This is a genomic window from Methanoculleus frigidifontis (assembly GCF_030464345.1).
In the GTDB taxonomy this organism is placed as follows: Archaea; Halobacteriota; Methanomicrobia; order Methanomicrobiales; family Methanoculleaceae; genus Methanoculleus_A; species Methanoculleus_A frigidifontis.
This window is the reverse complement of sequence record NZ_VCYH01000002.1, coordinates 167,041-190,013: the sequence shown is the minus strand read 5'-3', so window position 1 is coordinate 190,013 and position 22,973 is coordinate 167,041. Positions and strand designations below refer to the sequence as shown.

The 22,973-nt window shown below is 62.9% G+C and carries 31 protein-coding genes and 2 tRNA genes; 18 read left to right on the top strand and 15 right to left on the bottom strand.

The window, feature by feature from the left end:
• Window positions 1-30: 30 nt before the first annotated feature.
• Complete coding sequence (locus tag FGU65_RS03870) at window positions 31-282, bottom strand: hypothetical protein (RefSeq protein ID WP_301663098.1); 252 nt, start codon at window positions 280-282, stop codon at window positions 31-33.
• A 97-nt stretch (window positions 283-379) separates the two neighbouring features.
• Window positions 380-454 (bottom strand) — tRNA-Glu (locus FGU65_RS03865).
• Between the two features lie 184 nt (window positions 455-638).
• Here FGU65_RS03865 and FGU65_RS03860 point away from each other — a divergent pair.
• Window positions 639-1,751 (top strand): OBG GTPase family GTP-binding protein, encoded by a 1,113-nt coding sequence (locus FGU65_RS03860; RefSeq protein WP_301663097.1) that lies wholly within the window; start codon window positions 639-641, stop codon window positions 1,749-1,751.
• 266 nt (window positions 1,752-2,017) lie between these two features.
• Here FGU65_RS03860 and FGU65_RS03855 read toward each other — a convergent pair whose 3' ends face one another.
• From FGU65_RS03855 to FGU65_RS03845, 3 genes are all read right to left on the bottom strand, one after another.
• Window positions 2,018-2,431 carry an IS5 family transposase gene (locus tag FGU65_RS03855; protein ID WP_301663292.1) on the bottom strand — a complete coding sequence of 138 codons (414 nt, stop codon included), beginning with the start codon at window positions 2,429-2,431 and terminating at the stop codon, window positions 2,018-2,020.
• Between the two features lie 20 nt (window positions 2,432-2,451).
• Window positions 2,452-2,811, bottom strand: a complete 360-nt coding sequence (locus tag FGU65_RS03850) for a transposase (protein ID WP_301663096.1) — start codon at window positions 2,809-2,811, stop codon at window positions 2,452-2,454.
• Between the two features lie 1,178 nt (window positions 2,812-3,989).
• Window positions 3,990-5,099, bottom strand: coding sequence for a tRNA (guanine(10)-N(2))-dimethyltransferase (locus FGU65_RS03845; RefSeq protein ID WP_301663095.1), 1,110 nt, complete (start codon window positions 5,097-5,099; stop codon window positions 3,990-3,992).
• 68 nt (window positions 5,100-5,167) lie between these two features.
• Here FGU65_RS03845 and FGU65_RS03840 point away from each other — a divergent pair.
• The 3 genes from FGU65_RS03840 to FGU65_RS03830 all read left to right on the top strand — a co-directional run bounded on the left by FGU65_RS03840 (window position 5,168) and on the right by FGU65_RS03830 (window position 6,674).
• Window positions 5,168-5,242, top strand: a tRNA-Arg gene (locus FGU65_RS03840).
• Window positions 5,243-5,312: 70 nt separating this feature from the next.
• Entirely contained in the window at window positions 5,313-6,152 is an 840-nt protein-coding gene (locus FGU65_RS03835; protein WP_301663094.1) for a geranylgeranylglycerol-phosphate geranylgeranyltransferase, read from the top strand.
• 111 nt (window positions 6,153-6,263) lie between these two features.
• On the top strand, window positions 6,264-6,674 hold the full coding sequence (locus FGU65_RS03830; RefSeq protein WP_301663093.1) for a bactofilin family protein: 411 nt from the start codon (window positions 6,264-6,266) through the stop codon (window positions 6,672-6,674).
• Here the strand turns inward: FGU65_RS03830 and FGU65_RS03825 are convergent.
• Genes FGU65_RS03825 through FGU65_RS03810 form a run of 4 tightly spaced genes read right to left on the bottom strand, consistent with a single transcriptional unit; the run spans window position 6,639 to window position 10,153 of the window.
• A complete protein-coding gene (locus tag FGU65_RS03825; protein ID WP_301663092.1) occupies window positions 6,639-7,343 on the bottom strand; it encodes a DUF116 domain-containing protein in 705 nt (234 codons plus the stop codon). The genes FGU65_RS03830 and FGU65_RS03825 overlap by 36 nt on opposite strands.
• Complete coding sequence (mtnA, locus tag FGU65_RS03820; protein WP_301663091.1) at window positions 7,340-8,389, bottom strand: S-methyl-5-thioribose-1-phosphate isomerase; 1,050 nt, start codon at window positions 8,387-8,389, stop codon at window positions 7,340-7,342. Before mtnA ends, FGU65_RS03825 begins: the two co-directional genes overlap by 4 nt.
• A gap of 4 nt (window positions 8,390-8,393) precedes the next feature.
• Window positions 8,394-9,668, bottom strand: a complete 1,275-nt coding sequence (locus FGU65_RS03815) for a CoB--CoM heterodisulfide reductase iron-sulfur subunit A family protein (RefSeq protein ID WP_301663090.1) — start codon at window positions 9,666-9,668, stop codon at window positions 8,394-8,396.
• Window positions 9,665-10,153, bottom strand: a complete 489-nt coding sequence (locus FGU65_RS03810; protein ID WP_301663089.1) for a gamma carbonic anhydrase family protein — start codon at window positions 10,151-10,153, stop codon at window positions 9,665-9,667. The genes FGU65_RS03815 and FGU65_RS03810 overlap by 4 nt, the downstream gene beginning before the upstream one ends.
• Window positions 10,154-10,260: 107 nt before the next feature.
• Here FGU65_RS03810 and FGU65_RS03805 point away from each other — a divergent pair, with 107 nt between their 5' ends.
• The gene (locus FGU65_RS03805; protein ID WP_301663088.1) at window positions 10,261-10,719 is read left to right on the top strand and encodes a phosphopantetheine adenylyltransferase; all 459 of its coding nucleotides are present in this window, start codon (window positions 10,261-10,263) and stop codon (window positions 10,717-10,719) included.
• On the opposite strand, the gene pyrI is transcribed toward FGU65_RS03805, so the two are convergent.
• Both pyrI and pyrB read right to left on the bottom strand, forming a co-directional pair.
• Window positions 10,712-11,182: an aspartate carbamoyltransferase regulatory subunit gene (gene pyrI / locus FGU65_RS03800; protein WP_301663087.1), complete on the bottom strand. Its 471-nt coding sequence runs from the start codon at window positions 11,180-11,182 to the stop codon at window positions 10,712-10,714. The two genes, FGU65_RS03805 and pyrI, sit on opposite strands and share 8 nt — an antisense overlap.
• The gene (gene pyrB, locus FGU65_RS03795; protein WP_301663086.1) at window positions 11,179-12,078 is read right to left on the bottom strand and encodes an aspartate carbamoyltransferase; all 900 of its coding nucleotides are present in this window, start codon (window positions 12,076-12,078) and stop codon (window positions 11,179-11,181) included. The genes pyrI and pyrB overlap by 4 nt, the downstream gene beginning before the upstream one ends.
• Before the next feature lie 166 nt (window positions 12,079-12,244).
• Here pyrB and FGU65_RS03790 point away from each other — a divergent pair, with 166 nt between their 5' ends.
• Window positions 12,245-12,448, top strand: coding sequence for a hypothetical protein (locus FGU65_RS03790; protein ID WP_301663085.1), 204 nt, complete (start codon window positions 12,245-12,247; stop codon window positions 12,446-12,448).
• Window positions 12,449-12,451: 3 nt separating this feature from the next.
• On the opposite strand, the gene FGU65_RS03785 is transcribed toward FGU65_RS03790, so the two are convergent.
• The 4 genes from FGU65_RS03785 to recJ are packed head-to-tail and all read right to left on the bottom strand — an operon-like array spanning window position 12,452 to window position 15,336.
• Window positions 12,452-13,177: a methyltransferase domain-containing protein gene (locus tag FGU65_RS03785; RefSeq protein ID WP_301663084.1), complete on the bottom strand. Its 726-nt coding sequence runs from the start codon at window positions 13,175-13,177 to the stop codon at window positions 12,452-12,454.
• Window positions 13,177-13,515 (bottom strand): nascent polypeptide-associated complex protein, encoded by a 339-nt coding sequence (locus FGU65_RS03780; RefSeq protein ID WP_301663083.1) that lies wholly within the window; start codon window positions 13,513-13,515, stop codon window positions 13,177-13,179. The genes FGU65_RS03785 and FGU65_RS03780 overlap by 1 nt, the downstream gene beginning before the upstream one ends.
• Complete coding sequence (locus tag FGU65_RS03775) at window positions 13,497-13,994, bottom strand: PUA domain-containing protein (protein WP_301663082.1); 498 nt, start codon at window positions 13,992-13,994, stop codon at window positions 13,497-13,499. The genes FGU65_RS03780 and FGU65_RS03775 overlap by 19 nt, the downstream gene beginning before the upstream one ends.
• On the bottom strand, window positions 13,939-15,336 hold the full coding sequence (gene recJ, locus FGU65_RS03770; RefSeq protein ID WP_301663081.1) for a RecJ family nuclease: 1,398 nt from the start codon (window positions 15,334-15,336) through the stop codon (window positions 13,939-13,941). Before recJ ends, FGU65_RS03775 begins: the two co-directional genes overlap by 56 nt.
• 414 nt (window positions 15,337-15,750) lie before the next feature.
• On the opposite strand from recJ, the gene FGU65_RS03765 reads away from it, so the two are divergent.
• From FGU65_RS03765 to FGU65_RS03710, 12 genes are all read left to right on the top strand, one after another.
• The gene (locus FGU65_RS03765; RefSeq protein WP_301663080.1) at window positions 15,751-17,142 is read left to right on the top strand and encodes an NAD(P)H-hydrate dehydratase; all 1,392 of its coding nucleotides are present in this window, start codon (window positions 15,751-15,753) and stop codon (window positions 17,140-17,142) included.
• 1 nt (window position 17,143) lies between these two features.
• Window positions 17,144-17,611 (top strand): cyclic pyranopterin monophosphate synthase MoaC, encoded by a 468-nt coding sequence (gene moaC, locus FGU65_RS03760; RefSeq protein ID WP_301663079.1) that lies wholly within the window; start codon window positions 17,144-17,146, stop codon window positions 17,609-17,611.
• A 128-nt stretch (window positions 17,612-17,739) separates the two neighbouring features.
• Entirely contained in the window at window positions 17,740-18,330 is a 591-nt protein-coding gene (locus FGU65_RS03755) for a 50S ribosomal protein L15e (RefSeq protein WP_301663078.1), read from the top strand.
• Between the two features lie 29 nt (window positions 18,331-18,359).
• On the top strand, window positions 18,360-19,001 hold the full coding sequence (locus FGU65_RS03750; RefSeq protein ID WP_301663077.1) for an RNase P subunit p30 family protein: 642 nt from the start codon (window positions 18,360-18,362) through the stop codon (window positions 18,999-19,001).
• Window positions 18,998-19,480: an Rpp14/Pop5 family protein gene (locus FGU65_RS03745; protein WP_301663076.1), complete on the top strand. Its 483-nt coding sequence runs from the start codon at window positions 18,998-19,000 to the stop codon at window positions 19,478-19,480. Before FGU65_RS03750 ends, FGU65_RS03745 begins: the two co-directional genes overlap by 4 nt.
• On the top strand, window positions 19,480-20,202 hold the full coding sequence (gene psmA, locus FGU65_RS03740) for an archaeal proteasome endopeptidase complex subunit alpha (protein WP_301663075.1): 723 nt from the start codon (window positions 19,480-19,482) through the stop codon (window positions 20,200-20,202). The genes FGU65_RS03745 and psmA overlap by 1 nt, the downstream gene beginning before the upstream one ends.
• Before the next feature lie 11 nt (window positions 20,203-20,213).
• Complete coding sequence (locus FGU65_RS03735; protein WP_301663074.1) at window positions 20,214-20,912, top strand: ribosome assembly factor SBDS; 699 nt, start codon at window positions 20,214-20,216, stop codon at window positions 20,910-20,912.
• 62 nt (window positions 20,913-20,974) lie between these two features.
• The gene (locus FGU65_RS03730) at window positions 20,975-21,265 is read left to right on the top strand and encodes a 50S ribosomal protein L37ae (protein WP_301663073.1); all 291 of its coding nucleotides are present in this window, start codon (window positions 20,975-20,977) and stop codon (window positions 21,263-21,265) included.
• Between the two features lie 5 nt (window positions 21,266-21,270).
• Window positions 21,271-21,402, top strand: coding sequence for a DNA-directed RNA polymerase subunit P (locus FGU65_RS03725; RefSeq protein ID WP_301663072.1), 132 nt, complete (start codon window positions 21,271-21,273; stop codon window positions 21,400-21,402).
• Complete coding sequence (locus FGU65_RS03720) at window positions 21,399-21,803, top strand: Brix domain-containing protein (protein WP_301663071.1); 405 nt, start codon at window positions 21,399-21,401, stop codon at window positions 21,801-21,803. Before FGU65_RS03725 ends, FGU65_RS03720 begins: the two co-directional genes overlap by 4 nt.
• Window positions 21,800-22,051: a KEOPS complex subunit Pcc1 gene (locus FGU65_RS03715; RefSeq protein ID WP_301663070.1), complete on the top strand. Its 252-nt coding sequence runs from the start codon at window positions 21,800-21,802 to the stop codon at window positions 22,049-22,051. Before FGU65_RS03720 ends, FGU65_RS03715 begins: the two co-directional genes overlap by 4 nt.
• A 67-nt stretch (window positions 22,052-22,118) precedes the next feature.
• Window positions 22,119-22,880, top strand: coding sequence for a hypothetical protein (locus tag FGU65_RS03710; protein WP_301663069.1), 762 nt, complete (start codon window positions 22,119-22,121; stop codon window positions 22,878-22,880).
• Window positions 22,881-22,973: the final 93 nt, after the last annotated feature.

Sequence of the window (22,973 nt, the reverse complement as noted above, 5' to 3'; positions counted from 1 at the left end):
TGCAGTCGGTGACGAGGGTGAAGAAGCCTGCTATCTCGGAGTCGAGTTTCCCCGGTCACGTCTCCCCGCAGGTCCTCCCCGCCCGGGCTTCGAGGAGATCGCGAACGTCTCCGGATCGTTCGGGGCCTCCGCGACCGCTTCGGCGGCCTCGACAACCGTTTTCACACTCTGCGGCCCCTCCTGCCGGATGATGCCGTACTGCCCGGGGTGACCCCGTGCGCTTGCCCGGACCTGCGTCGCAAACCCGGTAATGAGGTCGGCGTCGGCGCGGGCCTTTGGCAAAAGCCTCCCGGATGGCTGTGCCGGAAACACTGCCGTGCAAGAGAGGTCGAAACAGATGATACAACGCTGGCGAAAAGATTCGAACCTGAAAAAGGAATGCTGCTATGGGGATTCGAACCCCAGTCGTAGGAGTGAGAGTCCTACATGATTGGCCGGACTACACTATAGCAGCGCACGTGGTGTGCTCTATATTGTTGGACGCAGTGGTACTTAAATGTATTCTTCTCGGCGTGGCGGGCAGCGATGCCGTTCGCAGACCGATTGCGGCCGTATTCGCCCGGCACGCGGTTTCATTCCGCCGATAGCGGCCACAGTCACCAATAAGTAGCTCTCGATCATACGTATATGAACAAACAATGAGCAGTGTAGAAGAGCAGATACGGGAAATCGAAGACGAATTAAAGAAGACCCCGTACAACAAGGCGACATCGAAGCACATCGGCCGCCTCAAGGCGAAGCTCGCGAAGATCCGGGACGAGGCCGTAGCGCGTGCCATGGCGTCGAGCGGCGGCGGGGAGGGGTATTCGGTCAAGAAGTCCGGCGACGCGACGGTCGTCCTCGTGGGGTTCCCGTCGGTCGGTAAGAGTACGCTGCTCAACACGCTCACCGGCACCGAGAGTGAGACCGCATCGTATGCGTTCACCACCCTGACGGTGATCCCGGGCGCACTCGAGCACCGGGGCGCGAAGATCCAGGTCCTCGATATACCCGGGCTCATCGCCGGCGCGGCGATCGGCAAGGGGCGCGGGAAAGAGGTCATCGCCGTCGTCAGGGGCGCGGACCTCATCCTGGTGCTGGTGGACGTCTTCAACGAAAAGCACGTCGACGTGCTGCTCCGCGAACTCTACGACGCCGGCATCCGGATCAACCGCATCCGGCCGGACGTCACCATCAAAAAGGCGGGGAGCGGCGGTGTCAGGCTGAACACCGTCGGGACGGCCGAGCTCGATATCGACGACATCCGCTCGATCCTCGCGGAGAGCAAGATAGTCAACGCCGACGTCCTGATCCGCGGCGACGTGTCGCAGGACGACTTCATCGACGCCATGTTCGGCAACCGCGTCTACGTCCCGGCGTTCATCGCGGTCAACAAGGTCGACCTCGTCGACGCGGAGTCGCGGGCCGAGATCGAAGAGGATATGGAGAACCGCTTCGGGCAGCCGCCGATCATGCTCTCGGCCTACAGCGGCTACCACATCGAGGAGCTCAAGGACGCCATCTACGACAATCTCGGGTTCATGCGGGTCTTCCTAAAACCCGTCGGCGGGCCGGCCGACATGGACGAGCCGCTGGTCATCCGGAGCCCCGCGACCGTCGAGGACGTCTGCAACCGGCTCCACCGCGACTTCGTGGAGAAGTTCCGGTACGCAAAGGTCTGGGGCAACTCGGTCAAGCACGACGCCCAGCGGGTCGGCCTTGCGCACACCCTCAGCGACGGGGACGTCCTGACGGTCGTCACCCGCTGCTGATCACGCAGGCAGCCTATCCGCGTATCGTATGCGTCGATGTGGTGCGAGCGACTGAAAAGGGGTATGAACAGATGCCCGGGTTCCATGTTCCGATCGGCCGCGTGATGGAACGCCGGGGGCGCCGGAAGATTGTAGAGCGGTCCCCGTGACGGATGTGCTCGCAGACATAAATCGACACTCTTTTCATCTTATTAGGTGTATCGGCCAACCTGAGGGGGCAACTGTCGTAGATGTTCTTTAATCGCTCTGTTGCTGTATCCTGGAACTCATCCCAAAATTCTCCGGATCATCATGGCACATGCCAGATGGATCAGCCCGAGGAATGAGTGCTCATAGCGTTCAAACCGTGGAGTAATCTTCTTGAACGCCTCAATCCAGCTGAAGAACCGCTCGACGGCACTGCGCTTCTTGTAGAGTTCCGGATCGAACCAGCATGGCCGTCCTCGTTTCGGATGTCTCCGGGATCTCTTGTTTACCGGGATATTGCTCCTGATTCCCCGGTTCCGGTTGTACTGACGAATCTCCCGGGCATCATAAGCCGCATCTGCCGAGATGATCATTGGTTGCTCCTCCGTCCCGGGAATCTCAAACGCTTCGAGGGTTGGTTCATAGAGCCGTGAATCGTGGGTATTGGCAGGTGAAACCGTGCAGGCAAGCGGGAGACCATTTCGATCGACCAGGGCACTCAGCTTGTTCCCGTTTACCTTCTTATAGCCATCATAGCCGGTTGATCCCCTTTTTTAGCCACGATATCCTTGGTATCGGTGGAACAATGCGTGAGATCGACTTTTCGGATCTCGTATCCCGATTGGAGAAGGTCGAGGAAGATCGCCTGGTACGCCCCTCTCTCACAGAGTTCGAGGTGATACCGATGAACCGTCGATTTCGTGCCATATTTTTCCGGTACGTCGTGCCAGGTGCACCCGGTAGTCAGGACGTACAGGATACCGTTGATCAACCCGCGGGGATCACGCCGTGGTCGGCCGATGTGCGGCTTCGTCGAGGGGAGGTATTTCCGGATGATTTCCCAGAGATCATCGTCAATTTCCCGGAAGGCCATGATCCGGAATATTATCTGAGAGGTCTTATAATTTTAGGATGTCCTCCTGGATTCTAGCCAATGGTCCCGTATAGATTCACCCGATCTCGATTACTACGACTTTTTGACATTTTGGGCATTGGTATGTAGTGCAGTTCGTTCCCCAGTCTCCGTAGTCTCCAGAGAGTGCTGCTGCATGATAGTCTGCCTCTTGTCCCTCGGTTAGATTTCCGCCAATTTCGTTGTATTCGAGAAGTCGCTTGAACCTGTTGATTAACCCTCATTATGGTGTCGCAGTTGTGACAAACTTGATTTTCATGAAAGTCTTCGATTTGTTGTTTCGTCCATTGGGCATTTGGTTTTTGGCCAAGGGATGTGAACAGGAAGAGTAAAATTAGTCTAAGCGATTGTGTCTTTAATGGAAACCCTTGAGCCCCACTCACAACACAGGGCTCAAGGACGGCAAAAACTTACTTCGAGGTGTAACCTTATGTCCAAGTGATCTCAATGAACAATTCCCGACTCACTCTGAACATTGCTCCATTTCGATACTCGGAGTGGGATACTACTCGTGAGTATGGTTTAGTATTATTCACCATTTTAACTTAAAACATTCGGTCTATTTTTTTGAAATATCAATAAATGATATGCCTATATAAACCTGTCTGTAATACCAAATACTGTTCCGAGGATTCTCACAAAATCCGATGAGGAACACTACGGTAAAAACTTACAAGGAGGTGAAATGACAATGTCCATCTCGATCAAAATTCGTTTGGGCAATACGAGAGAGGTTACTGTCAATCTTGACATACCTCCGTAATGTCCGAAACATGAACATTTCCTGGTATTGACTGATGAGCACCGGGGGAATCCACCCCCCGGATTATGGGTTCATGATCTCTTATTGGTATTGTTTTGGGCGTTCCATCTTAAATGATTGCTATTTGCGTTTCCCGCTCATATTATGGACAACACCAAGACTCGCGCTCCCCGAAGTTCACAACAAGGATATCTAAGTAATTGTGTCTGATCGCCCCGCGGAATGGAGCACGGAAGAGCAATGTGAGAGGCCAATTTGGACTGGCGAGCTGATACCCTTCCCTTTTCAGATCGACAATGCCCAGGCAGGTTTGCCGGAATCTTGCGCATGCATGACCGCTGCTTAAGTGATAAACTCTCAGATGTCGGCAGGCTGCCTATCGAATAACGCTTTTCAGCACCGCGAGCGGTGCATCGGTCTTGATCCCGGTTCCCGCATAATGCGTCCGGCTCGCCCGGTAGCCGAGCGCGGTGAGCCGTGTAAGAACGGTCTCCATCCCGGTCGGGGAGACCTTCTCCGCTTTTGCGATCACGTGATAGTCGTAGTGGCTTGAGGTGTCGAGTTCCTGCACAAGGACGTCCAGGAGCCGTGTCAGCCGGACCTTCGAGCCGAGCGGCATCGCCTCCGCCCGCTCCCGCAGGGCCGCAAGCGTCGCGTGGTCGTTGATGGCTCCGAGCCAGAGGGGGCCGATCGGCGCCATCGCCGCGTCGCACCGGTCGCACCGGCAGGGCTCCGGGAGAAGCCCCGCCGTTTCCGTCCGCTCGAAGCAGCCCGGGCACTGCATGATGTAGCCTATCCGGGCAAGGGTGCGGTCGGCGGCGGCCGCCCCGCGCAGCAGCCGCAGGTGGAGGCGGACGTAGTGCTCCCGCGCAAAGCAGAAGACCGGCTCTACGCCGCGGTCGTACTTGACGACCTCCCGGACGACGAACCCGAGCAGGATGCGGAGCGCGACCTCGCCGTGGTACTCGGTGTTCATCGGCCGGGCGAAGTAACGGCGCATTCCGGCTTTGAGGTGGGCGCCGCAGAGCGGGGCGGTGTCGGTCGCGGTGACGAAGAGGTAGCGCCGGGCGCTGCGTACGGCGGCGTCGACGAAGGGTGCCGGCGAACCGAACGGGTCGAGGTCGACGGCGTCGAAACTGCGGCCGCTCATCAGCACGTTGACGTCCTGGTGCGTCACCGCGACCACGTCGCCGAGGGCGGCGGCGTTCTGCCGGATCAGGTCGACCGCCCCGGGTTCGCGGTCGTTGATCGTCACCGGGATGCCGCACTCGCGGGCGACGCGGAGCCCCCGCACCCCCGAGGCGCCCATGGCGTCCAGATAGTCCGACGGCCGGAGATGCGTAAGAAGCAGCACCGTCGCGTCCCGGTTCAGTTCCATGCGCGGATTATAAAAGACCGGGGTGCTCGCCGGCGGGAAGGTATGGCAAGGATCCTGCCTGGGCACAAAAAAATGCGTATTTCCTTCCGTTACCTCACTATAGTCCATATTGCCATCAAATGTGGATGTTCGATATCCTTATACCTTTTTATGAGAAAGTACTATGCTCACAGCGTGGGCTTGTGGCCTAGCCAGGACATGGCGTCAGCCTCCTAAGCTGAATGCCGGGGGTTCAAATCCCCCCAAGCCCGCTTCCTTTTTGCGCGCGAACAGCGGATCGATCGGTTCTTTAGTTTCCCCGTCGACATTTCCCGCAACACAATGAGTCTGCCTGCGCTTTTCAGAATAACGCGCCCGCATAACGCCGTCGCCGCCGGGTTCGCGGCCGTGCTCGGCTACCTCATCGCCACCGGGACCCTCGTGCCGGCGGCCCTCATGCTGGTGGCGGTCGTCGCCCTCATCACCGCCGGCGGCAACGTGATCAACGACATCTACGACCTTGCGATCGACCGGATCAACCGCCCCTCGCGGCCGCTGCCGTCCGGGGAGATAACCCTCGCAGGGGCACGCATCTACGCAGTCTTCCTCTTCGTTGCCGGCATTGCGGCGAGCGTCTTCACGAACATCTACTGCCTCGCCTTCGCCGTCGCAAACTCGCTCATCCTCGTCGCCTACGCTGCCAGTCTCAAGAAGACGCCGCTTTTTGGGAATGTCGCCGTCGCCTATCTTGCGGCGAGCATCTTCCTCTTCGGCGGGGCGTTCGCCGGGATCGACGGCCTCGTGCAGAACCTGCCGCTCGCCGGGATCACCTTCCTCGCGACCGTCGGCCGGGAACTCCTGAAGGATGCCGAGGACGTGGACGGCGACGCGGCAGGCGGCGCCAGGACGCTCCCGATGATCGTCGGCGTGCGGCGGACCGGGTTCATCGCGTTCGCCTGCGCCGCCGGTGCCGTCATCGTCAGCTACCTTCCGGTCGGGACCTGGTGGGGGCCGGTGTACCTGGTCGGGATCGGCGTGGTCGACCTGATCATCCTCGCCGGCGCCGCAAAAGGGCTCCTCTGCACGACACCGGCCTGCGTCAGGGACTCGAAGGCGACGGCGATCCTCCGCATCGGGATGTTCCTGGCGCTCGGTGTCTTCACGGTGGCCGCCGTCGTGTAGCGGCCCGCCGTCCCCGCAGCGCCCGCCGATTCTCGCAAACCTGTTGTATCTCCTGCATCCGCATTATGAAAATTTAATATATTCCCGGATTGAGCATAATGGGAGATATTTATGAAGATTTACCGGCACGGGGATACCTATATCGCACCGAAGGGGTCGTTCTTTGACGGCAACGTCAGGATCGACGGCAACTTCATCACCCCTCCGGAGACCCATATCTGGGGCAACCTCATCGTGGAGGGTAACCTTGACTTAGGCCCGCTCTCGACCGTCGGCGGAAGAGTGGAGAGCAGAAGCGTCGTCATCGGCCACGACGCGAAGATAAAAGGCTCGGTTGTCGTGCAGGAGAACGCCACTGTCTGCGACAACGCCCGTCTTCACTCCATCGAGGCGGGAGGGGATATCACGCTCCGCCCCGGCGTCGTCGTCGGCGACGTCAGCAGCAGCGAGACGATCTACGTCTACGGAAAAATAAAGAGCGAGCGCCTAGTCGGCCGGGCAGTGAAGGTCTACGGGATCTAACTGGGTGTCAAGGCCGATAAGCGCCGTCTCGAGCACCTCGCTCCAGTTCACCAGCGTCTCCACGCACCCGTCCTTCAGGGTCACGACGCCGAGCGCCGTAATCCCGAACCGGTCGCACATATCGAGCCCCTCTTTTACCTCCATCAGGCACCCGACGCCGATGATGCCCTCCGGCCGGTACTGTTTGATCATCCGTTTGATGAAGGTGGAGCCGGGGACGATGAAGACCCGGTATCCCGTCTTCTCAAGCCGCCGGTTGAGCTCCCCGATACCGCACCGGCCGCAGTTCATGCACTTCAAGCCCTCCGGGGTCAGGTGGGCCGGGCACCGCGACGACCGGAGGCACTGGGGGAGAAAGACCGCCCTTTTTTCCAGGGGAATCTCGGTGAAGGCCTTGGTGTTCATCGCGTTATGGAGCCTGATGAAGAACGTCAGCAGGTCCTTGTCGTCGAGCCCGAGGAGCTTGCAGATCGCCCGGACCAGCCCCTCCATCAGCACCATGCCGGGCTTGAGGATCCGCGGGAAGTAGAATGTTCCGTTCGTTATGGAGAAGAACGCAATAACGGCGACCGCGACCCCCGCGAGGAGGAGTCCCACCAGGATCATCGTCGTGATCTCGCCGATGGCGGTCATCAGCGACGTCCAGAGACCTGAATCGAATATCATCATCGCGCATCCCCCCGCCTGGCGGACGCGAACGCCTCTCTGTAGGGCGGGCGCAGCACCCCTGCTTCCGTGACGATCGCGGTGACGAGATCGAGCGGCGTGGCGTCGAAGGCGAGATTCAGCACCCGCACGCCTTCGGGGGCGAGCTGCCGGTCACCGCACCAGGCGAGTTCGTCACGGCTTCTCTCTTCAATGGTAATATCTTTTGCCATGTGGACGAGGTCGAAGGTGGAGAGGGGCGCGGCGACGTAGAAGGGGATGGCATGGTGACGTGCGCAGACGGCGTGCATGTAGGTGCCGATCTTGTTGAAGACCGCGTCATGGGTGATCCGGTCGGCCCCGACGATGGCGAGGTCGACGGCGCCGGTCTGCATCAGGTACGCGGCAGACGAGTCGGTGATCAGCGTCACGTCGATCCCCTCGTGCGCCATCTCCCAGCAGGTCAGGCGGGAGCCCTGGTTGAGCGGCCTCGTCTCGCAGGCGATCACCCGCACCTCTTTTCCGGCGGCGACGGCGGAGCGGACAACGCCGAGCGCCGTCCCCCACGCCCGGCAGGCGAGCGCCCCGGCGTTGCAGTGGGTGAGCACCGTCGCCCCGTCCGGTATCAGGTCGGCCCCATAATCGCCGAGCGTCCTGCAGACCGCCTCGTCCTCGTCGGCGACGGCGACCGCCTCGGCGACGGCGCGGGCGCGGGCCTCTTCGATCGACGGCGCCGTGAGCACCCGGTCGAGCACCCGGTCTACCCCCCATGCCAGGTTCACCGCCGTCGGGCGGGTGCTGCGGAGTACTTCCGCCGCCTTCCGGACGTCGCTTCGGAAGCGGTCCGGATCGGGCTTCCTGCTCGTCAACGCCGCAAGGGCGACGCCGAGGGCTCCCGCGACGCCGAGGGCGGGCGCCCCCCGGATCTCGAGCCGGCGGATACCCTCGGCGAGGCGCTCGACGCTGCTGCACCGGACGACCTCGTAGCGGCGGGGCAGTGCCGTCTGGTCGATGAAGAGGATGCTCTCGGTATCCGGGTCCCACGCGATGGTGGTCGTGGCCTTTGGCATCCCTTCAGGCCACCCGCTGGGTATCGAGGAATGCCCGCATCGCCGCTGCACCGCCCATCGCCACGGAATCAGGGATGTCGCGGGGGCCTGCGGCGGCTCCGGCGATATAGATCCCGGGCCGGATCGTCCGCACGGGTGCAATCTTCTCGTCCCGTGCGGCGAGGAAACCTGTTTCGACCTGCTCGATGCCCAGGCGTTCGGCGATCGCGGCGGCTCCCGGCGCCGGTTCGAGCCCGACCGAGAGGACGACGAGGTCCGGGTGATACGTCTTGACCTCGCCGGTCTCGGTGTCCTCGGCCTGCAGGGTCATCCTGCCGCTGCCCGCCACCACCTCGCCGGGAAATCCGCGGAGGAACCGGACGCCCATCTTCTGCGCCCGCTCGTAGTACTCCTCGTAACCCTTGCCGTATGCCCGGATGTCGTTGTAGAAGATGACGACCTCCGTATCGGGAGATTTCTCCTTGATGAGCATCGCGTTCTTCATCGCGTACATGCAGCAGACGCCGGAGCAGTAGGGGCGGTCGATGGAGACGTCGCGCGAACCCACGCACTGCACGAAGGCGATGCTCCCCGGCGTCGTCCCGTCCGAGAGCCGCCGGAGTTTCCCGCCGGTCGGGCCGGACGCACAGATCATCCGCTCGAACTCGAGGCTGGTGATCACGTCCGGGGCGGCGAGGTAGCGCATCTGGTCCTTCCGGCGGGCGTCGAAGGTCGCATACCCCGTCGCGACGACGACCGCGGCGACGGTGAGGGTCTCTTCCTTCTCGGCATCCTCCCGGAGCACTGCGTCCCTCCCGCAGATATCGTAGCAGAGCCCGCACTCGATGCAGTGCTCGTTATCCTTGACGACGATGTCGGGCACCGCCTGGGGGTGGGGCTTGTAGATGGCTTTTCGGACGCCGATCCCGGCGTCGAACTCGTTGTAGACCTCGACCGGGCAGACCCCGATACAGTCGCCGCAGCCGTTGCACTCCGCCTCGTTGATGTAGCGGGGCTTTTTTCGGATCGTCACGGAAAAATTGCCGACCTCGCCCGCGACCGATGCGACCTCGGTGCAGGTGTGGATGGTGATATTCGGGTGGCGCGCCACCTCCACCATCTTCGGGGAGAGGATACACATCGAGCAGTCGTTCGTCGGGAACGTCTTGTCGAGCTGCGCCATATGCCCGCCGATCGTCGGTTCGCGTTCGATCAGGTGGACGTGGACGGCGTGGTCGGCGAGGTCGAGCGCCGCCTGGATCCCGGCGACGCCCGCCCCGATCACCGCGACGTCAGTCATGCCCGGTACCTCCCGGCAAGGTCGCTGTATACGGTTGCATTTCTGATAATTCCTTCACGCTGTTTTTCATCGGTCTCTTTCACCACCCTGCCCGGCACCCCGAGCACCAGGGAATTTTGCGGGATCTCTTTCCCTTCGGTGACCACCGCTCCGGCGCCGATGACGGAACCTTCGCCGACGATTGCACCGTTCAGGACGATCGCACCCATCCCGACGAGGACGCGGTCGCTGATCGTACAGCCGTGCAGGATGGCGCCGTGCCCGACCGAGACCTGTGCTCCCACGGTGACCGGAAAGCCGGGTGTTGTGTGGACGACGGCGTTGTCCTGCACATTCGATTCCGCACCGATGGCGATGCGGTCCCGGTCGGCACGCACGACGGCACCGAACCAGATGCTCACGTCGTCGCCGAGGGTGACGTCTCCGATGACCGTTGCGTTCCCCGCGACGAAGACCCGCGAGCCTGCAACAATGCCGCTCTCCATAGTACGTCTACTATTTGATGCGGTCATACAAAATGCTCTCCATTCCGACGGACGCACCGGGAGCGATCACTATGCATAAGACTCCGGAGGCGCAACCTTTCCCGACAATGAGAGTGATGGTCGGCGGGACGTTCGATCCCCTGCACGCAGGGCACAAAAAACTGCTCGTCCACTCGTTTCAGGCCGCCGGCTCGGGCGGCGACGTGACGATCGGAATAACGACCGACGCGTTTGCGGGGAGCAAGACCCACCCTGTCCGCCCGTACGCCGAAAGGATGCACGAGATCGAGGAGTTCATCCGGGAGAGCGGCGTTGCCGCAGAATGGCATATCGAACCCCTCTCCGACCGGTTCGGATCGGCGCTGGAGGCCGACTTCGATGTCCTGGTGGTCTCGGAGGAGACCTATCCCGTCGCCGTCGAGATCAACGAGCGTCGCAGAAACCTCGGGCGAAAAGAGGTTGATATCCATGAGATCCGCTGCGTGCTCGCCGAGGACGGGCGGCGGATCTCCAGCACCCGCATTCACCGGGGCGAGATCGACCGCTACGGCCGGGTGATCAGATGATGTGGCTTGCGATGTCGGTCTTGATCCACCAGTCGCAGTAAAGGCAGTGCAGCCCTTTGTCGAGCACCTCGAAGGTACTCTCCACCGGCTCGTTCGTGTTGGTGATGCAGCCCGGGTTCGGGCAGCGCACGACACCCCGCAGGATCTTCGGGATCTCAACGCCCTTTTTTTCGAAGACCCGGTACTCCCGGATGATGTTGATCTTCGCCTGCGGGGCGATCAGGGCGATCCGGTCGACCTCTTCTTTCCGGAGTTCCCGGTTCTCGATCTTGACGATGTCCTTCCTGCCCATCCGGTGGCTCGCCACGTTGGTGGCGACGCTGATCGATTCGGTCGTCGACCCGGTGATCCCGAGGATCTTCAGCACGTTCAGGGCTTCGCCGGCGGTGATATGGTCGATCACCGTACCGCTCCTGATGGGGCTGATGAGGAGCCCGCGAATCGGTTGACTCTCTTCGGTCATTGCATCACCTCGTGGAGGAGCGCCATCCTGACAGGCACCCCGTTCTTTGACTGCTCGAAGTAGCGTGCGTAGGGCAGGCGGTCGACGGCGGCGTCGATCTCGCCGGAGCGCGGCAGGGGGTGGAGGATCAGCAGGTGTTCCTGCACGCCGCCCAGGAGCTCGGGGGTGATCCGGTAACTCGAGGTGACGTTGTAGAACGACGCGGAGTCAGGGAACCGCTCCCGCTGGATGCGGGTGACGTAGAGGACGTCGAGTTCGTTGATGACGTCGCTCACGTCCTCGTGCTGGATGACCTCCATCCCCCGGTCGCGGAGGTCGTGGAGGATGTTCGCCGGCAGTTCGAGCCCCGGCGGCGCGATGGTGTGCAGCGCCGCCCCGTAGAGGGAGAGCGCGTGCGCGAGCGAATGCGCCGTCCTGCCGTAGCGCAGGTCGCCGAGCATCCCGACGTTGATGCCGTCGAGCGGCATCGACTGGCGGATCGTGTAGAGGTCGAGGAGTGTCTGGGACGGGTGCTGCCCGGCGCCGTCCCCGGCATTGATGACCGGCACACTCGCAAACTCGCTCGCGAGCCGTGCCGCCCCTTCTTTCGGGTGGCGGAGCACGATGGCGTCTGCGTATCCGCTCACCACCCGGATTGTGTCGGCGAGCGTCTCTCCCTTGACGATCGAGCTCGCCTCGACGCTGTCGACGCTGATCGACTTCCCGCCGAGGCGTGCCATCGCCGTCTCGAAGGACATCCTAGTGCGCGTACTCGGTTCGAAAAAGAGGAGGGCGATGAGTTTGTCGTCAAGGGCGTGGCGGTCGTAAGAACGGGTATCGAATGCGCCGGCCTTCTCAAGCAGATAATCGATCTCCCTCCGGGTAAAATCTCTGATCGAGATGATATGGTTCTTCATGCCTGACCTTCCGGAAATCGTGGCAGGGAGCCCGGGCGGGGGATGCCTCTTCCGCCGGGATGCTCTGTCCTCTACAAGGTATCTTCCTCAATCCTATTAGAGTGATGGCAGCGTTGCCCCTCCCCGATCACAACCTTTGTCAGATCCGAAAGACCAGGTAAAGAACATGGCGGAGATGGAAGGCGAGTACGCTCGCGAGACCTGCAACCACTGCGGGGGGCTCGGGTGCCTGTACTGCAACAAGAAAGGCTGGGTTCTGGTGCTGCAGCCGTCACGGATATGCCCGCACTGCGGGGGAGACTGCTGCATCTACTGCGGGTACACCGGGTGGGAGAACCCGCTCCCCGAAGAAAAAGGGAAGCGCTGTTAAAATCTATTTTCGCGCGATCGTGATATAGCCGCTGTGGCCGACCCGGGTGGACGGCCGCGTCCCGCGCCCCGAGCGGACGAGCTCGCGCTCCATACACTCGTAGGTGTGCACCTCCCGGAAGAGGTGCTGCGCGGCGTCCTGGACGGTGAACGTCTGTTCTAAGAAGGGTGTGTAGCTCGCGAAGTAGCCGCCGGGCCGCACGAGAGAGCACGCGTGCTCGACGTGGGCCGCGGCGATGCCCATGTCGAGGTGGACGACGTCGTAGGAGCCGTCCGCCTCCAGGACGTCGCAGGCGCGCACTTCGACGTTCGCAAGCCCGGCGTTCTCGATATTCTTTTCGGCAAGGCGGGCAAACTCCGGGCGCACCTCGCAGGTGACCACCCGTGCGGCGATGTTCCCGAAGTAGATTGCGGCGATACCGCTCCCGGTTCCGGCGTCCAACACCTCGTCGCGGCGGTTCATGCCGGTATAGGCGATCACCATCCCGATGTCCTTCGGGAGCATGGGCGCGCCGCTCCGGCGGGCGTGGGTGAAGAAGTCGGTCGGCCGCGGGATAAGAACCGTGAACCGGACGTCTTTATGCGTGGCGACAGTGTCGCCCGGGGCTGCGCCGACGAGCGCAGAGAGGTCGAGCACCCCGAGGTCGGTGGAGAGCTGCCCCTCGCCTGCACGGACAAAGTATTCCCGCTTCTCCCCGGTGAGGAGTACGCGGTCGCCTTCCTCGATCATCACTGCGCGAGCTTCAGAATGGCTTCGGCGATATCGCCTCTGGTCTCGGCCAGTGCTGCCCGGGCGGCATCCTCGGTGGCGCCCGTCTGGGAAGCAACGAGGGCGACGTCTTCGTCCGGGATCTCGGGAACCGCCTCCTCGAAGCGTGCGTCGCCGGTGATCTGGTAGGAGGTGACGCCCTGCATCGTCGTTGCCACCACGCTTGCGTTGTCGAAGACGTAGTTGCCGTCTGCCGTGTAGATGACGATCTTCTCGACGCCCTCGAGCTCGTCCATCTCCATGCCCATCTGCTTCATCATCTGCTTCATCTTTTTCGGGTTCATTTTTCCTGGAAACATTGTGAATCCCTTCCCTGCCGTACTTTTACTGCTACTCCGTAATTAAATGCCAGCATCTCCGCGCCCCCGAGGAGCGCAGCGCCGGTGGCGAGGAGTTCGTCGCCCGCCGTCACGACGAGGACCTCGTCTCCCGCCCGGATAGAGTCGTCCGCGCTCACCACGTGCTTCGCCATGGCGTTCTTCCCGGCCGCGACGAACGGCGCGACATCGTCCCGGACCACGACCCGGGCGGCCGGGGCACGGAAAGCCTCACGGAGGCGGACTCCTGCGGCGAACCCGAGCGTCAGCCGGCCGTCCTGGGCACGCACGGTGGCGAGGCGGATCCCTGCGTCCGTCACCTGCCGGATCCGCCCGGTCGTTGAGAGCTGAAACTCGCAGGTCTCCGGAAAGAGGGCGTCTCCCGCCCCGCTGCCGAACTGGAAATCAGCTATCGTCCGGATCCTGGAGAGCAGACTGTTCTTTGAGTATTCTGTTGACACGGTTGACAAACTCCTCTTCTTTCTCTTTCGGGATGAACGCACCCGCCGCGATCTTGTGCCCGCCGCCGGCACCCCCGACCGCCTCGGACGCCTTCATCATCGCGTCCTGCAGGTCGACGCCCCGGGCGATCGCCCACTCGTTCGTCCGCACCGAGACTTTGGTGATCTCGGCATCGTCGATGACGGCGCTCATGATCAGGATCGGTTTGCGCCAGTTGAGTTTGGAGAGCGCCATGCCCGCCCCGATCCCCACGATCGTGTCCGGGAACTTCTCGCCGGTATGGGTGTACTGGAGGTTTGAGAGCTCCGTCACCCCGGCGTCCAGAATATACTGAAGGAGCTCGCGGATGATCGCCCGGTGGTGGCTGAGCATGTACTCGGCGTCGCGGTAGGCGGGCCCGCGGTCGCCCCGGCAGACGCCGGCGCCGATCCGCGGCTTCGCCCAGCGGCCGCAGGCGTTCAGCAGGGTGGCGTACTCCGAGGCGTTCCGCAGCGGCGTCCGCGCCGGTTCGTCCGGGAAGAGGTAGACCTCGCCGAGGAGGCGGTCCGTCTCTTTCCCGCTCGCGATGAGCTGCTGGGTCAGTGCGCTGATGATCGTCCGCTTCTCTTCGTGGCTGAGCTCCTCCCAGACGAGCCAGCGCCCGTCGCCGGTCTTTAACTGGACTTTGAGTTTCTGCAGGAACCGGAGGGCGGCGCTGGTGTTGTTGCTGATCCCGGCGATGTAGGGGTCGTCGCTGTAGCCGAGGCAGACGTGGATCGGCCGCGTCGAGGTGCCGTAGCAGTTCAGGTCGCGCTTCCGGACGAGGACGTTGCCCGCGGCGACGCCGTCCTCGACGATCTCGCGTGCCGGGCCGACGAGGCCGCAGGTCTCCCGGGCCATCATGTCGCCGACGTTCCCGACGACCGCGAGTTTTGCGAGATCGATGTTGCCCGGGTCGAGTTCTTTTGCCATCAGGTAGGCGACGCCCGCGGCGCTCATCTTGGTGTAGCCGTGGTCGAGGCAGTTGACCTGTTGGTACTCGGTCTCGCAGGGCTGGGCGACGTGGTGGTCGACGATCAGTACTTCCTCGGCGGAGAGACCGTGCTCCTCGAGGAGGCTCTGCTGACCGGCGCCGAGATCGGTGAAGACCTTGAGCGACGCGTCTTTTGGGACATGCCGCATCGCCATCGGTTCGAGCTGCCGGACGAAGACCGATGTTACCGGTATGCCTTCCCGTGCGATCGCCTGCGCCAGGATCGATTCGGTGCTGATGCCGTCGGCGTCGATGTGGGAGATCACCGTCACCTCGTCCGCGTCGCGTATGGCCGAAAGCCCCCTCCTGATATCGTCGCCGAGTCCCATTGCTCTGTACTATGGGTGCCGTAGCTCAATAAAGGGTGGCGTCGCCGGAAAACGGGGGGGGGACGGGCCGGACGCTGTTCTTCCGGCTCCTTCCTGCCGATATCCGTTTGCGTGACTGCCCTCCCGCCCCTGGGGGCGGGGGAGGAGGCCGGAGGCCGGGTGGGGTGGGGTTGATGATGTCTGTGGATCTTCGCGGGAGACAGGGGAGGGAAAAACCCCTCCCCTCCCGCCCCACCCCGCTTGCGATTGTTGCCTCGGTTCCCCGGATCGGGAGACGTCCCATGCCGGGAAACGAGCACGTGGGAGGAGGCCTTTCTGTGGCCCAATCCGGAGCGTCCGCCCGGCTTCACAAGGTATCTATTGCATGACGATCAACAGCACCTCTGATGAGACGCCGGAGGGTGATGAGGCGTGATGCCGGACGAACTGCGTGAGTTCTGCGGAGCGGGGACGGTCGATGCGGCCGGGATGCGGGTGATCGAGGAGAACGCGATGGCGCTCGGCCTCTCGTCGCTCCAGATGATGGAGAGTGCCGGACGGGCGCTTGCGGAGGTTGTGCGAGGATACCGGCCGGAGAATGTTCTTATTCTCTGCGGGAAGGGCAACAACGGCGGTGACGGGATGGTGGCCGCCCGCTACCTGCAGCACGACGGCGAGGTGCACGTCGTCTATCCGGGTCCGGAGGGGAAGACGCCGGAGACCGCCGCCCAGTTGCAGCTCCTCTCCCATAGCGCCGTCCACCTCCATCCGGTCCGGTGCACCTCCGACGTGCTGGCGCTGCGCCGGCTCTTTGAGGTCGCGGACGTCATCGTCGATGCGATCCTCGGCACCGGCGGTTCGGGCAGCCTCCGCGAACCGCTCGCCGCCTGCGCCGACCTCGCGAACGAGGCAGCCGTGCCGGTCGTCGCCGCCGACGTCCCGACCCCCGGCATCCGGGCGACGCGGATCGTCGCGTTCCACCGCCCGAAACAGGATGCGGCCGAGGCCGTGGATATCGGCATCCCGCTCGAGGCGGAGTGCTTCACCGGCCCCGGCGACCTGACCCTCGTCCCCGGCCGTGCCTCGTCGGCACATAAGGGTGCGGGGGGCGAGGTGCTGGTCGTCGGCGGCGGTCCCTACCAGGGGGCACCCTACCTCGCCGCCCTTGGAGCGCTCCGCGGCGGGGCCGATCTCGTCAGGGTCGCCTCGACCGCCTCCATCCCGATGCCGGACCTCATCTACGAGCCTCTCGCCGGCACCCACCTTGCGGAGGAGCACCTCGAGACGATCCTCCGGCTCGTCGACCGGGCGGACGTCGTCGTCTGCGGGATGGGGCTCGGGACAGAGAGCCATGCGGTCGTGCAGGCGATCGCGGAAAATGCGCGACGGGCGGTCTTCGACGCCGACGCCCTCCGGCACCCGCTGCCGGTGGCGCGGGAGACGATCTCTACGCCGCACGCCGGTGAGTTTGCCCGGATGACGGGGCATGTGCTTCCGGACGATCTCGCCGCCCGTGCCCGCTCGGTGCGGTCGGCCGCCCGGGACGGCACCATCCTGCTCAAGAGCCCCGTCGATATCATCTCGGACGGTACGCGGGTGCGGTTCAACCGGACCGGTACCCCTGCGATGACCGTCGGGGGGACGGGCGACGTCCTCGCCGGCCTCGCCGGAGCACTCTTCTGCCACCTCCCGGCCTTCGAGGCGGCTGCGGTTGCCGCGTACGGTAACGGGCGCGCCGGGATGCGTGCTGCCGGGGGGCGGGGCAACGGGATGGCCGCAACCGATCTTGTTGAATATATCCCCGCCGAAGTATTCGGAAGGAGATAGAATGGCTGAATTTACCCATATCCAGAACGACCGCGCCCACATGGTGGACATCACCGGAAAGGCGGACGTCACGCGCGAAGCGATCGCAAGCGGCCGGATATACCTCCGTGAGGAGACGCTCCGGGCGATCCTCGAAGGTACGGCGGTGAAGGGGAACGTACTCGCGACGGCCCGGGTGGCCGCCACGCTTGCGGTGAAGGATACCTCGCGGCTCATCCCGATGTGCCACCCGATCCCGCTCGGCAGTATCACCATCGACTTCGCGGAAGGCGACGGCTACATCGAGGCGACGGCGGCGGTGAAGTCGTATGGGAAGACCGGTGTGGAGATGGAGGCGCTCACCGGCGTCTCGACCGCTCTCCTGACCGTCTGGGATATGGTCAAGTCGGCGGAGAAGGACGAGGACGGGCAGTATCCGGTCACCCGGATCAGCGACATCCGCGTCGTCGAGAAGCGGAAGGGGCAGTAGACGCCGTTCGCCCCGACGTTCCGCCGGATACGAGCATTTATATCGTCTCCTGCCGACCTGATAAAGAACCCCGGGACCCGTCCCGGAAAGGAATGTGGCGGAAACGCTGAACCTGAGGTGATAGAAACATGGCAAAATCAATGTATGCCTACGTCCGCGAGGCCTGGAAGAAACCTGACGAGTCGGAGGTCAGCGACCTCCTCTGGGAGCGGATGCAGGTCTGGCGGCGCGAGGGAAGCATCGTCCGCGTGGAGCGGCCGACCCGTATCGACAGAGCCCGGACACTCGGTTACAAGGCAAAACAGGGGATCGCCGTCGTGCGCGTCAAGATCCGCCGCGGCGGACGCAGGAAGTCCCGGTACGTCCGCGGACGCCGGAGCGCCCGCATGGGTATGCGCCGGGTCACCCCCGCAAAGAGCCTGCAGCGGCTTGCCGAAGAGCGTGCCGCCCGCCGGTACCCGAACATGGAGGTCTTGAACTCCTACTGGGTCGGTCAGGACGGACGGCAGAAGTGGTATGAGGTCATCCTCGTCGACGGCAACCACCCCTCCATCCGGAGCGACCGGCAGCTCGCCTGGATTGCAGACCCCGTTCACCGCGGTCGTGCCGAGCGCGGCAAGACCTCCGCCGGCATGAAGGGACGCGGCATGCGCAGGCGCGGTCGCGGCACGGAGAAGACGCGGCCGAGCATCCGTGCTCACGCGAACCGCGGCAAATAAATATCCCTCTTTTTATACGAACAACGCCGATGCACGCCACTGACGCAAGTGTATGCCCCTATCCTGCCGGGAACTCCTCGGCCGGGAGGATGGCGATCGAAGCCTCCGAACTCGGATTCGACAGCATCGTCGTCATCGACGGGGAGCCTGCCTGCTCCGATACTCTGTGCATCCTGCGGGGAATGGTCATCCGTGCTTCCTCGGTCAAAGACCTGCTCAAACAGGCGCAGCGGGCCGGCCCTGAGATCGACCTGATCTTCGTCGATGCGGGTGACCTCGCCTTTAACCGGGCGGCCGTCACGGCGCGTGGCGTCTCCGTCCTGCGGAGCATCTACCGATCACCGAAGAACGCGTTCGACCATGTGGCGGCACGTGCGGCCGCGGAGCGGGGCGTGGCCGTGGACATCAACCTCTACCCGATCGTTCACTACCGGGGTGCCGGGCGGCAGAAGGTTCTGCACCGGTATGCCGATCTGCTGCTGCTGCACCGCCGCTACGGCTTTGGGCTGACCATCTCCAGCAACGCACGCTCCATCCTTGACCAGCGCTCCGTCCGGGAGACAGAAAGGCTCTGCGCCCTCTTCGGCATGACGCACGAGGAAGTTGCCGCAGCCCTCGCGACGGTCGGCACGCTTCTTCGGCCCGCCCGCCCCGTGAGGGTGATCGCGTGAAGCCGCGGCCGCCGGTGATGCGGCAGAAACGCCGCTACATTCTGGCGCGGATCGTCCCGCCCGGGAGTTGCCCCGACCAGAAACAGGCCTATCTGTCGGTTCTGGACGCGGCAACGGCGCTCTGGGGCGATGCGGTGGTCGGGCTTGCGCAGCCTGCGGTGGTCTTCTGCGACGAGCAGTACCTGATCGTCCGGTGCCGCCGGGGGTCCGAGGATGCGATCGCCACCGCCCTTGCCACGGTCACCGCCGTCGGCGATCGGGCGGTTGCGCTCAGGACGATGGCGGTTTCAGGCACCATCCATGCCCTGAAACGACGGATGCGGCAGATCAGGCCTGTTTCTGAGCCGGAGGAGTGCGTCATCGGAGAAAGATATTTTACGATGTATCGCTATCCCCGTCAAAAGGTTGATTTGGTTGAAAAAAGTATTAAAACCCAGAAGCTATTATTTTTGACCGAAACGGATTTGGAGGAGAGATAATGCAGCCACAATATCAAATGGGGTATGACCGGGCAATCACCGTATTCAGCCCGGACGGCCGGCTCTATCAGGTCGAGTATGCACGTGAAGCAGTCAAGCGGGGCACGACCGCCGTCGGTATCAAGTGTGCCGACGGCGTCGTCCTGATCGTCGACAAACGGGTCAGCTCCCGCCTGCTCGAACCGGTATCCATCGAGAAGATCTTCAGGATCGACACCCACATCGGCGTGGCGTCCTCCGGCCTCGTCGGGGACGCACGCTCGCTCGTGGACCGGGCACGGGTGGAGAGCCAGATCAACCGCGTCTCCTACGACGAACCGATCGACGTGGAGGTTCTTGCAAAGAAACTCTGCGACCACATGCAGGTCTACACCCAGTTCGGCGGAGCCCGGCCGTACGGCACCGCTCTCCTCATCGCCGGCATCAGCGACGATGAAGCCCGTCTCTTCGAGACCGACCCGAGCGGCACGCTGCTCGAGTACAAGGCGACGGGGATCGGCACCGGCCGGCCCGCCGTCATGAAGGTCTTCGAGGACGAGTACAACGAAGAGGCCGGCTTCGCCGATGCCATCAAGCTCGGGCTCAAAGCCCTGCACGCCGCCACCGAAGGCAAGTTCGACGTGAACACGGTCGAGATCGGTGTTGTCTCCCTCGAAGAGAAGACGTTCCGGAAGATGGAGCCGGAAGAAGTGAAGACGTTCGTCGAGCAGTACGAAGAGTGAGTCGGTCCTGCATGATCCCCCTCGACAAGGCAGTGGTGGCACGGCTGGAAAGCCACGGTGAACGGTTCGAGGTTCTCGTCGACCCCGATATGGCGGCGCTGGTCCGGCACGGCGAAGACGTCGATCTCGAGGACGTCGTCGCCGCGGAGTACGTCTTCTCGAACGCAGGCCACGCAGAGAAGGCGTCCGAAGAGTCGCTCAAGAAGGTCTTCGACACCACGGAGTTCGATCCCATCGCCCGCCGGATCATCCGGAAGGGCGAGATCCACCTCACCGCCGAGCAGCGCAGGCAGATGATCGCCGACAAACGGCGGCAGGTCATCACGTTCATCGCGCGAAACGCCATCAACCCCCAGAATAATCTTCCGCACCCGCCGCAGCGGATCGAGCTCGCCCTGGACCAGGCAAAGTTCAACCCCGATCCGTTCAAGCACCTCGACGAGCTTGTCAAAGAGGCCGTCAAGGCGCTCCGCCCGATTCTTCCCATCCGTTTCGAGGAGATCCGGATTGCGGTGAAGTTCCCGGCAGACTATGCGGCGCGTGCGTTCGGGGAGATCCAGTCGGCGGCCACCATCGAGCAGAACGAATGGCAGAAGGACGGGTCGTGGATCTGTGTCGTGAGAATTCCCGCCGGGATCCAGGAGGAGTTCTTCGACCTCGTGAACCGGTTGTCGAAGGGAGATGCCGACGCCAGAATTCTCGATCGATGATTGTTGAGTAACTATATTAAGCGAAAACACAAATATAAAAGGACATATCAGAGGTATGCGGAATGGCAAAACGCAAACAGAGTGCTAAGGGCAGGGTTGTCGGAAGTGCGGGCCGCTTTGGCCCGCGGTATGGGCGGTTTATCAGAAAGAGAGTCAACCAGATCGAGAAGGTCTCGCGTGCTCTCCACGCCTGCCCGCGGTGTGATCAGGTGGCGGTTCGCCGCCGCGGTACCGGCATCTGGGAGTGCCGCAAGTGCGGGTTTAAGTTCGCCGGAGGGACGTATGTGCCGGAGACCCCGACGATGCGTGTCGCTTCCCGGAGCATCGAGCGTTCGCTGCAGAAGGAGGTATAACCCGTTTGGCTGCCTATAAGTGTGCACGGTGCAAGCAGAAGGTGGATATCGACATCAATATCCGATGCCCCTACTGCGGACACCGTATCCTCTTCAAAGAGCGTGGCGCCGCTATAAAAGATCTCAAGGCGCGATGACGGTCGTCACCACGTCGAGAAAACCGCTCCCTGAAGTGCGGTCTCTGGCGCGCGACCTCGCATTTGCGCTTCAGGAGAGATTTTTTTCCCGCGGCAAGATGGGGCTTGAGGAGATCTTCCGGGAGAACCGGACGGTGCTCCTCGTCTCCAGCAGACGCCGCGCATATTTTTTCGAGCTCTTCGTCGACGGAGAGCCTCTCGTCAGCATCGCCGTAGCCGGTTTTTCCGTCGACACCCGCGCGGGTGAGATCCGCCGGGGCCTCTGCACCGGGAACCGCGCCCTGTACGACGACCTGAAAGAATACCTGAGCGTCGTCTATACGGACGCCCTCGACCCGCGGACGCTGGCGTTCGACGGCACGCAGCGGAAGCACTATACCCTCACGGTGGGAGAGGCATGACCTACTCGGCGACGTTCCGGTTCACGGCCGAGGATGCCGGCCTCCTCTACCGCTCCGTCTGCCAGGAGCAGGGGGAGGTTGCAGGCCGTTCGCGGGCCGAGGTCCGGCTCGAGGACGAGTCAACCCTCGTCCTCTCGGTCACTGCCGCCGATGCGGCGGCGCTCCGTGCCGCCCTGAACACCTGGCTGCGGCTGATCAACATCGCCGACGAGGTGCGCCAGCTGGTCTGCTCCCCCTCCCCGGAATAGTATCGCTTCCTTTTTTGCTCTCAGTCGCCCTAGTTCACAGAGGTGACCTCTTCACCCCGGTGATGGTATGGATACGGCACTTCGGCACCTGGTCAGGATTCTTTGTATCGCCCTGCTCCTGGCCGGTCTGTTCATAGGGTTCTCTGCCTATGTCCAGAGCACCTACGCGGAGACGCTCTCGAGCACCTACACCTACGAGATAACGCTCGAGACCGACAGAGTGCTTACGAACGTGACCCTCTTCCTCCCGCTGCCCGAGAACGGCGGCCGCTCCCCGGTCACCCTGGCGGTCGGCAGGGGCGACCTTGCCGGCCTTCCCCGGGGGTGGGGTATCGGCCTTTACGGTGCCGGAAACGCCACGTTCATGAAGATCACCGCAGACCGGATCGCACCGGAGTACCGCCCTCCGCCGGTTGCCGTAGGCGAGGAGGGGAACCCTGCCGCATCGCCGGTGCTCGTGCCGATCAGGCTCGTCGCCGAGGCCGACGCCGGCGCGGTGATCGATACCGCCCATCCGCTGGGAAACAGCACGCTGCTCCGGCCGAAGTACAGCCTGACGGGGGTCGCGTGTGACTTCCCGCACGATCCCGCATCGCCGCCGGTCTGTTATACCTACGAAACAGCGTTCTTTGCCTCCTACAGGGCGGCGCCCGACGCCCGGGTGACGATCACCGTCGGCCTGACCGGTTCGAACACCTGGTTCGTCTTCGGCTGGTCCGGAAACGAACTGCGCGACCGGGCGGTGCTCACCCTCACCGGGCCGAGCGACGGCTGGCAGCGGGTTCGGGGTGCGATGAAGACCGGTATCGGCCGCTACGAGATCGTCTAGCCGGCCTGCTGGTGAAATCCTCATCTTTTAATGCCTGAAGGTGCGTATCATGTAGGCAAAGAGCGTGAGAGTCTTGCAGGTGTGCAATGACCT

What these genes read in the sequence shown, in the direction of transcription:
- FGU65_RS03860 (WP_301663097.1), top strand. Translation starts at nt 639, where the DNA reads ATGAGCAGTGTAGAAGAGCAGATACGGGAAATCGAAGACGAATTAAAG.
- FGU65_RS03850 (WP_301663096.1), bottom strand. Translation starts at nt 2,811, where the DNA reads ATGGCCTTCCGGGAAATTGACGATGATCTCTGGGAAATCATCCGGAAA.
- FGU65_RS03845 (WP_301663095.1), bottom strand. Translation starts at nt 5,099, where the DNA reads ATGGACTATAGTGAGGTAACGGAAGGAAATACGCATTTTTTTGTGCCC.
- FGU65_RS03835 (WP_301663094.1), top strand. Translation starts at nt 5,313, where the DNA reads ATGAGTCTGCCTGCGCTTTTCAGAATAACGCGCCCGCATAACGCCGTC.
- FGU65_RS03830 (WP_301663093.1), top strand. Translation starts at nt 6,264, where the DNA reads ATGAAGATTTACCGGCACGGGGATACCTATATCGCACCGAAGGGGTCG.
- FGU65_RS03825 (WP_301663092.1), bottom strand. Translation starts at nt 7,343, where the DNA reads ATGATGATATTCGATTCAGGTCTCTGGACGTCGCTGATGACCGCCATC.
- mtnA (WP_301663091.1), bottom strand. Translation starts at nt 8,389, where the DNA reads ATGCCAAAGGCCACGACCACCATCGCGTGGGACCCGGATACCGAGAGC.
- FGU65_RS03815 (WP_301663090.1), bottom strand. Translation starts at nt 9,668, where the DNA reads ATGACTGACGTCGCGGTGATCGGGGCGGGCGTCGCCGGGATCCAGGCG.
- FGU65_RS03810 (WP_301663089.1), bottom strand. Translation starts at nt 10,153, where the DNA reads ATGGAGAGCGGCATTGTTGCAGGCTCGCGGGTCTTCGTCGCGGGGAAC.
- FGU65_RS03805 (WP_301663088.1), top strand. Translation starts at nt 10,261, where the DNA reads ATGAGAGTGATGGTCGGCGGGACGTTCGATCCCCTGCACGCAGGGCAC.
- pyrI (WP_301663087.1), bottom strand. Translation starts at nt 11,182, where the DNA reads ATGACCGAAGAGAGTCAACCGATTCGCGGGCTCCTCATCAGCCCCATC.
- pyrB (WP_301663086.1), bottom strand. Translation starts at nt 12,078, where the DNA reads ATGAAGAACCATATCATCTCGATCAGAGATTTTACCCGGAGGGAGATC.
- FGU65_RS03790 (WP_301663085.1), top strand. Translation starts at nt 12,245, where the DNA reads ATGGCGGAGATGGAAGGCGAGTACGCTCGCGAGACCTGCAACCACTGC.
- FGU65_RS03785 (WP_301663084.1), bottom strand. Translation starts at nt 13,177, where the DNA reads ATGATCGAGGAAGGCGACCGCGTACTCCTCACCGGGGAGAAGCGGGAA.
- FGU65_RS03780 (WP_301663083.1), bottom strand. Translation starts at nt 13,515, where the DNA reads ATGTTTCCAGGAAAAATGAACCCGAAAAAGATGAAGCAGATGATGAAG.
- recJ (WP_301663081.1), bottom strand. Translation starts at nt 15,336, where the DNA reads ATGGGACTCGGCGACGATATCAGGAGGGGGCTTTCGGCCATACGCGAC.
- FGU65_RS03765 (WP_301663080.1), top strand. Translation starts at nt 15,751, where the DNA reads ATGCCGGACGAACTGCGTGAGTTCTGCGGAGCGGGGACGGTCGATGCG.
- moaC (WP_301663079.1), top strand. Translation starts at nt 17,144, where the DNA reads ATGGCTGAATTTACCCATATCCAGAACGACCGCGCCCACATGGTGGAC.
- FGU65_RS03755 (WP_301663078.1), top strand. Translation starts at nt 17,740, where the DNA reads ATGGCAAAATCAATGTATGCCTACGTCCGCGAGGCCTGGAAGAAACCT.
- FGU65_RS03750 (WP_301663077.1), top strand. Translation starts at nt 18,360, where the DNA reads ATGCACGCCACTGACGCAAGTGTATGCCCCTATCCTGCCGGGAACTCC.
- psmA (WP_301663075.1), top strand. Translation starts at nt 19,480, where the DNA reads ATGCAGCCACAATATCAAATGGGGTATGACCGGGCAATCACCGTATTC.
- FGU65_RS03735 (WP_301663074.1), top strand. Translation starts at nt 20,214, where the DNA reads ATGATCCCCCTCGACAAGGCAGTGGTGGCACGGCTGGAAAGCCACGGT.
- FGU65_RS03730 (WP_301663073.1), top strand. Translation starts at nt 20,975, where the DNA reads ATGGCAAAACGCAAACAGAGTGCTAAGGGCAGGGTTGTCGGAAGTGCG.
- FGU65_RS03720 (WP_301663071.1), top strand. Translation starts at nt 21,399, where the DNA reads ATGACGGTCGTCACCACGTCGAGAAAACCGCTCCCTGAAGTGCGGTCT.
- FGU65_RS03715 (WP_301663070.1), top strand. Translation starts at nt 21,800, where the DNA reads ATGACCTACTCGGCGACGTTCCGGTTCACGGCCGAGGATGCCGGCCTC.
- FGU65_RS03710 (WP_301663069.1), top strand. Translation starts at nt 22,119, where the DNA reads ATGGATACGGCACTTCGGCACCTGGTCAGGATTCTTTGTATCGCCCTG.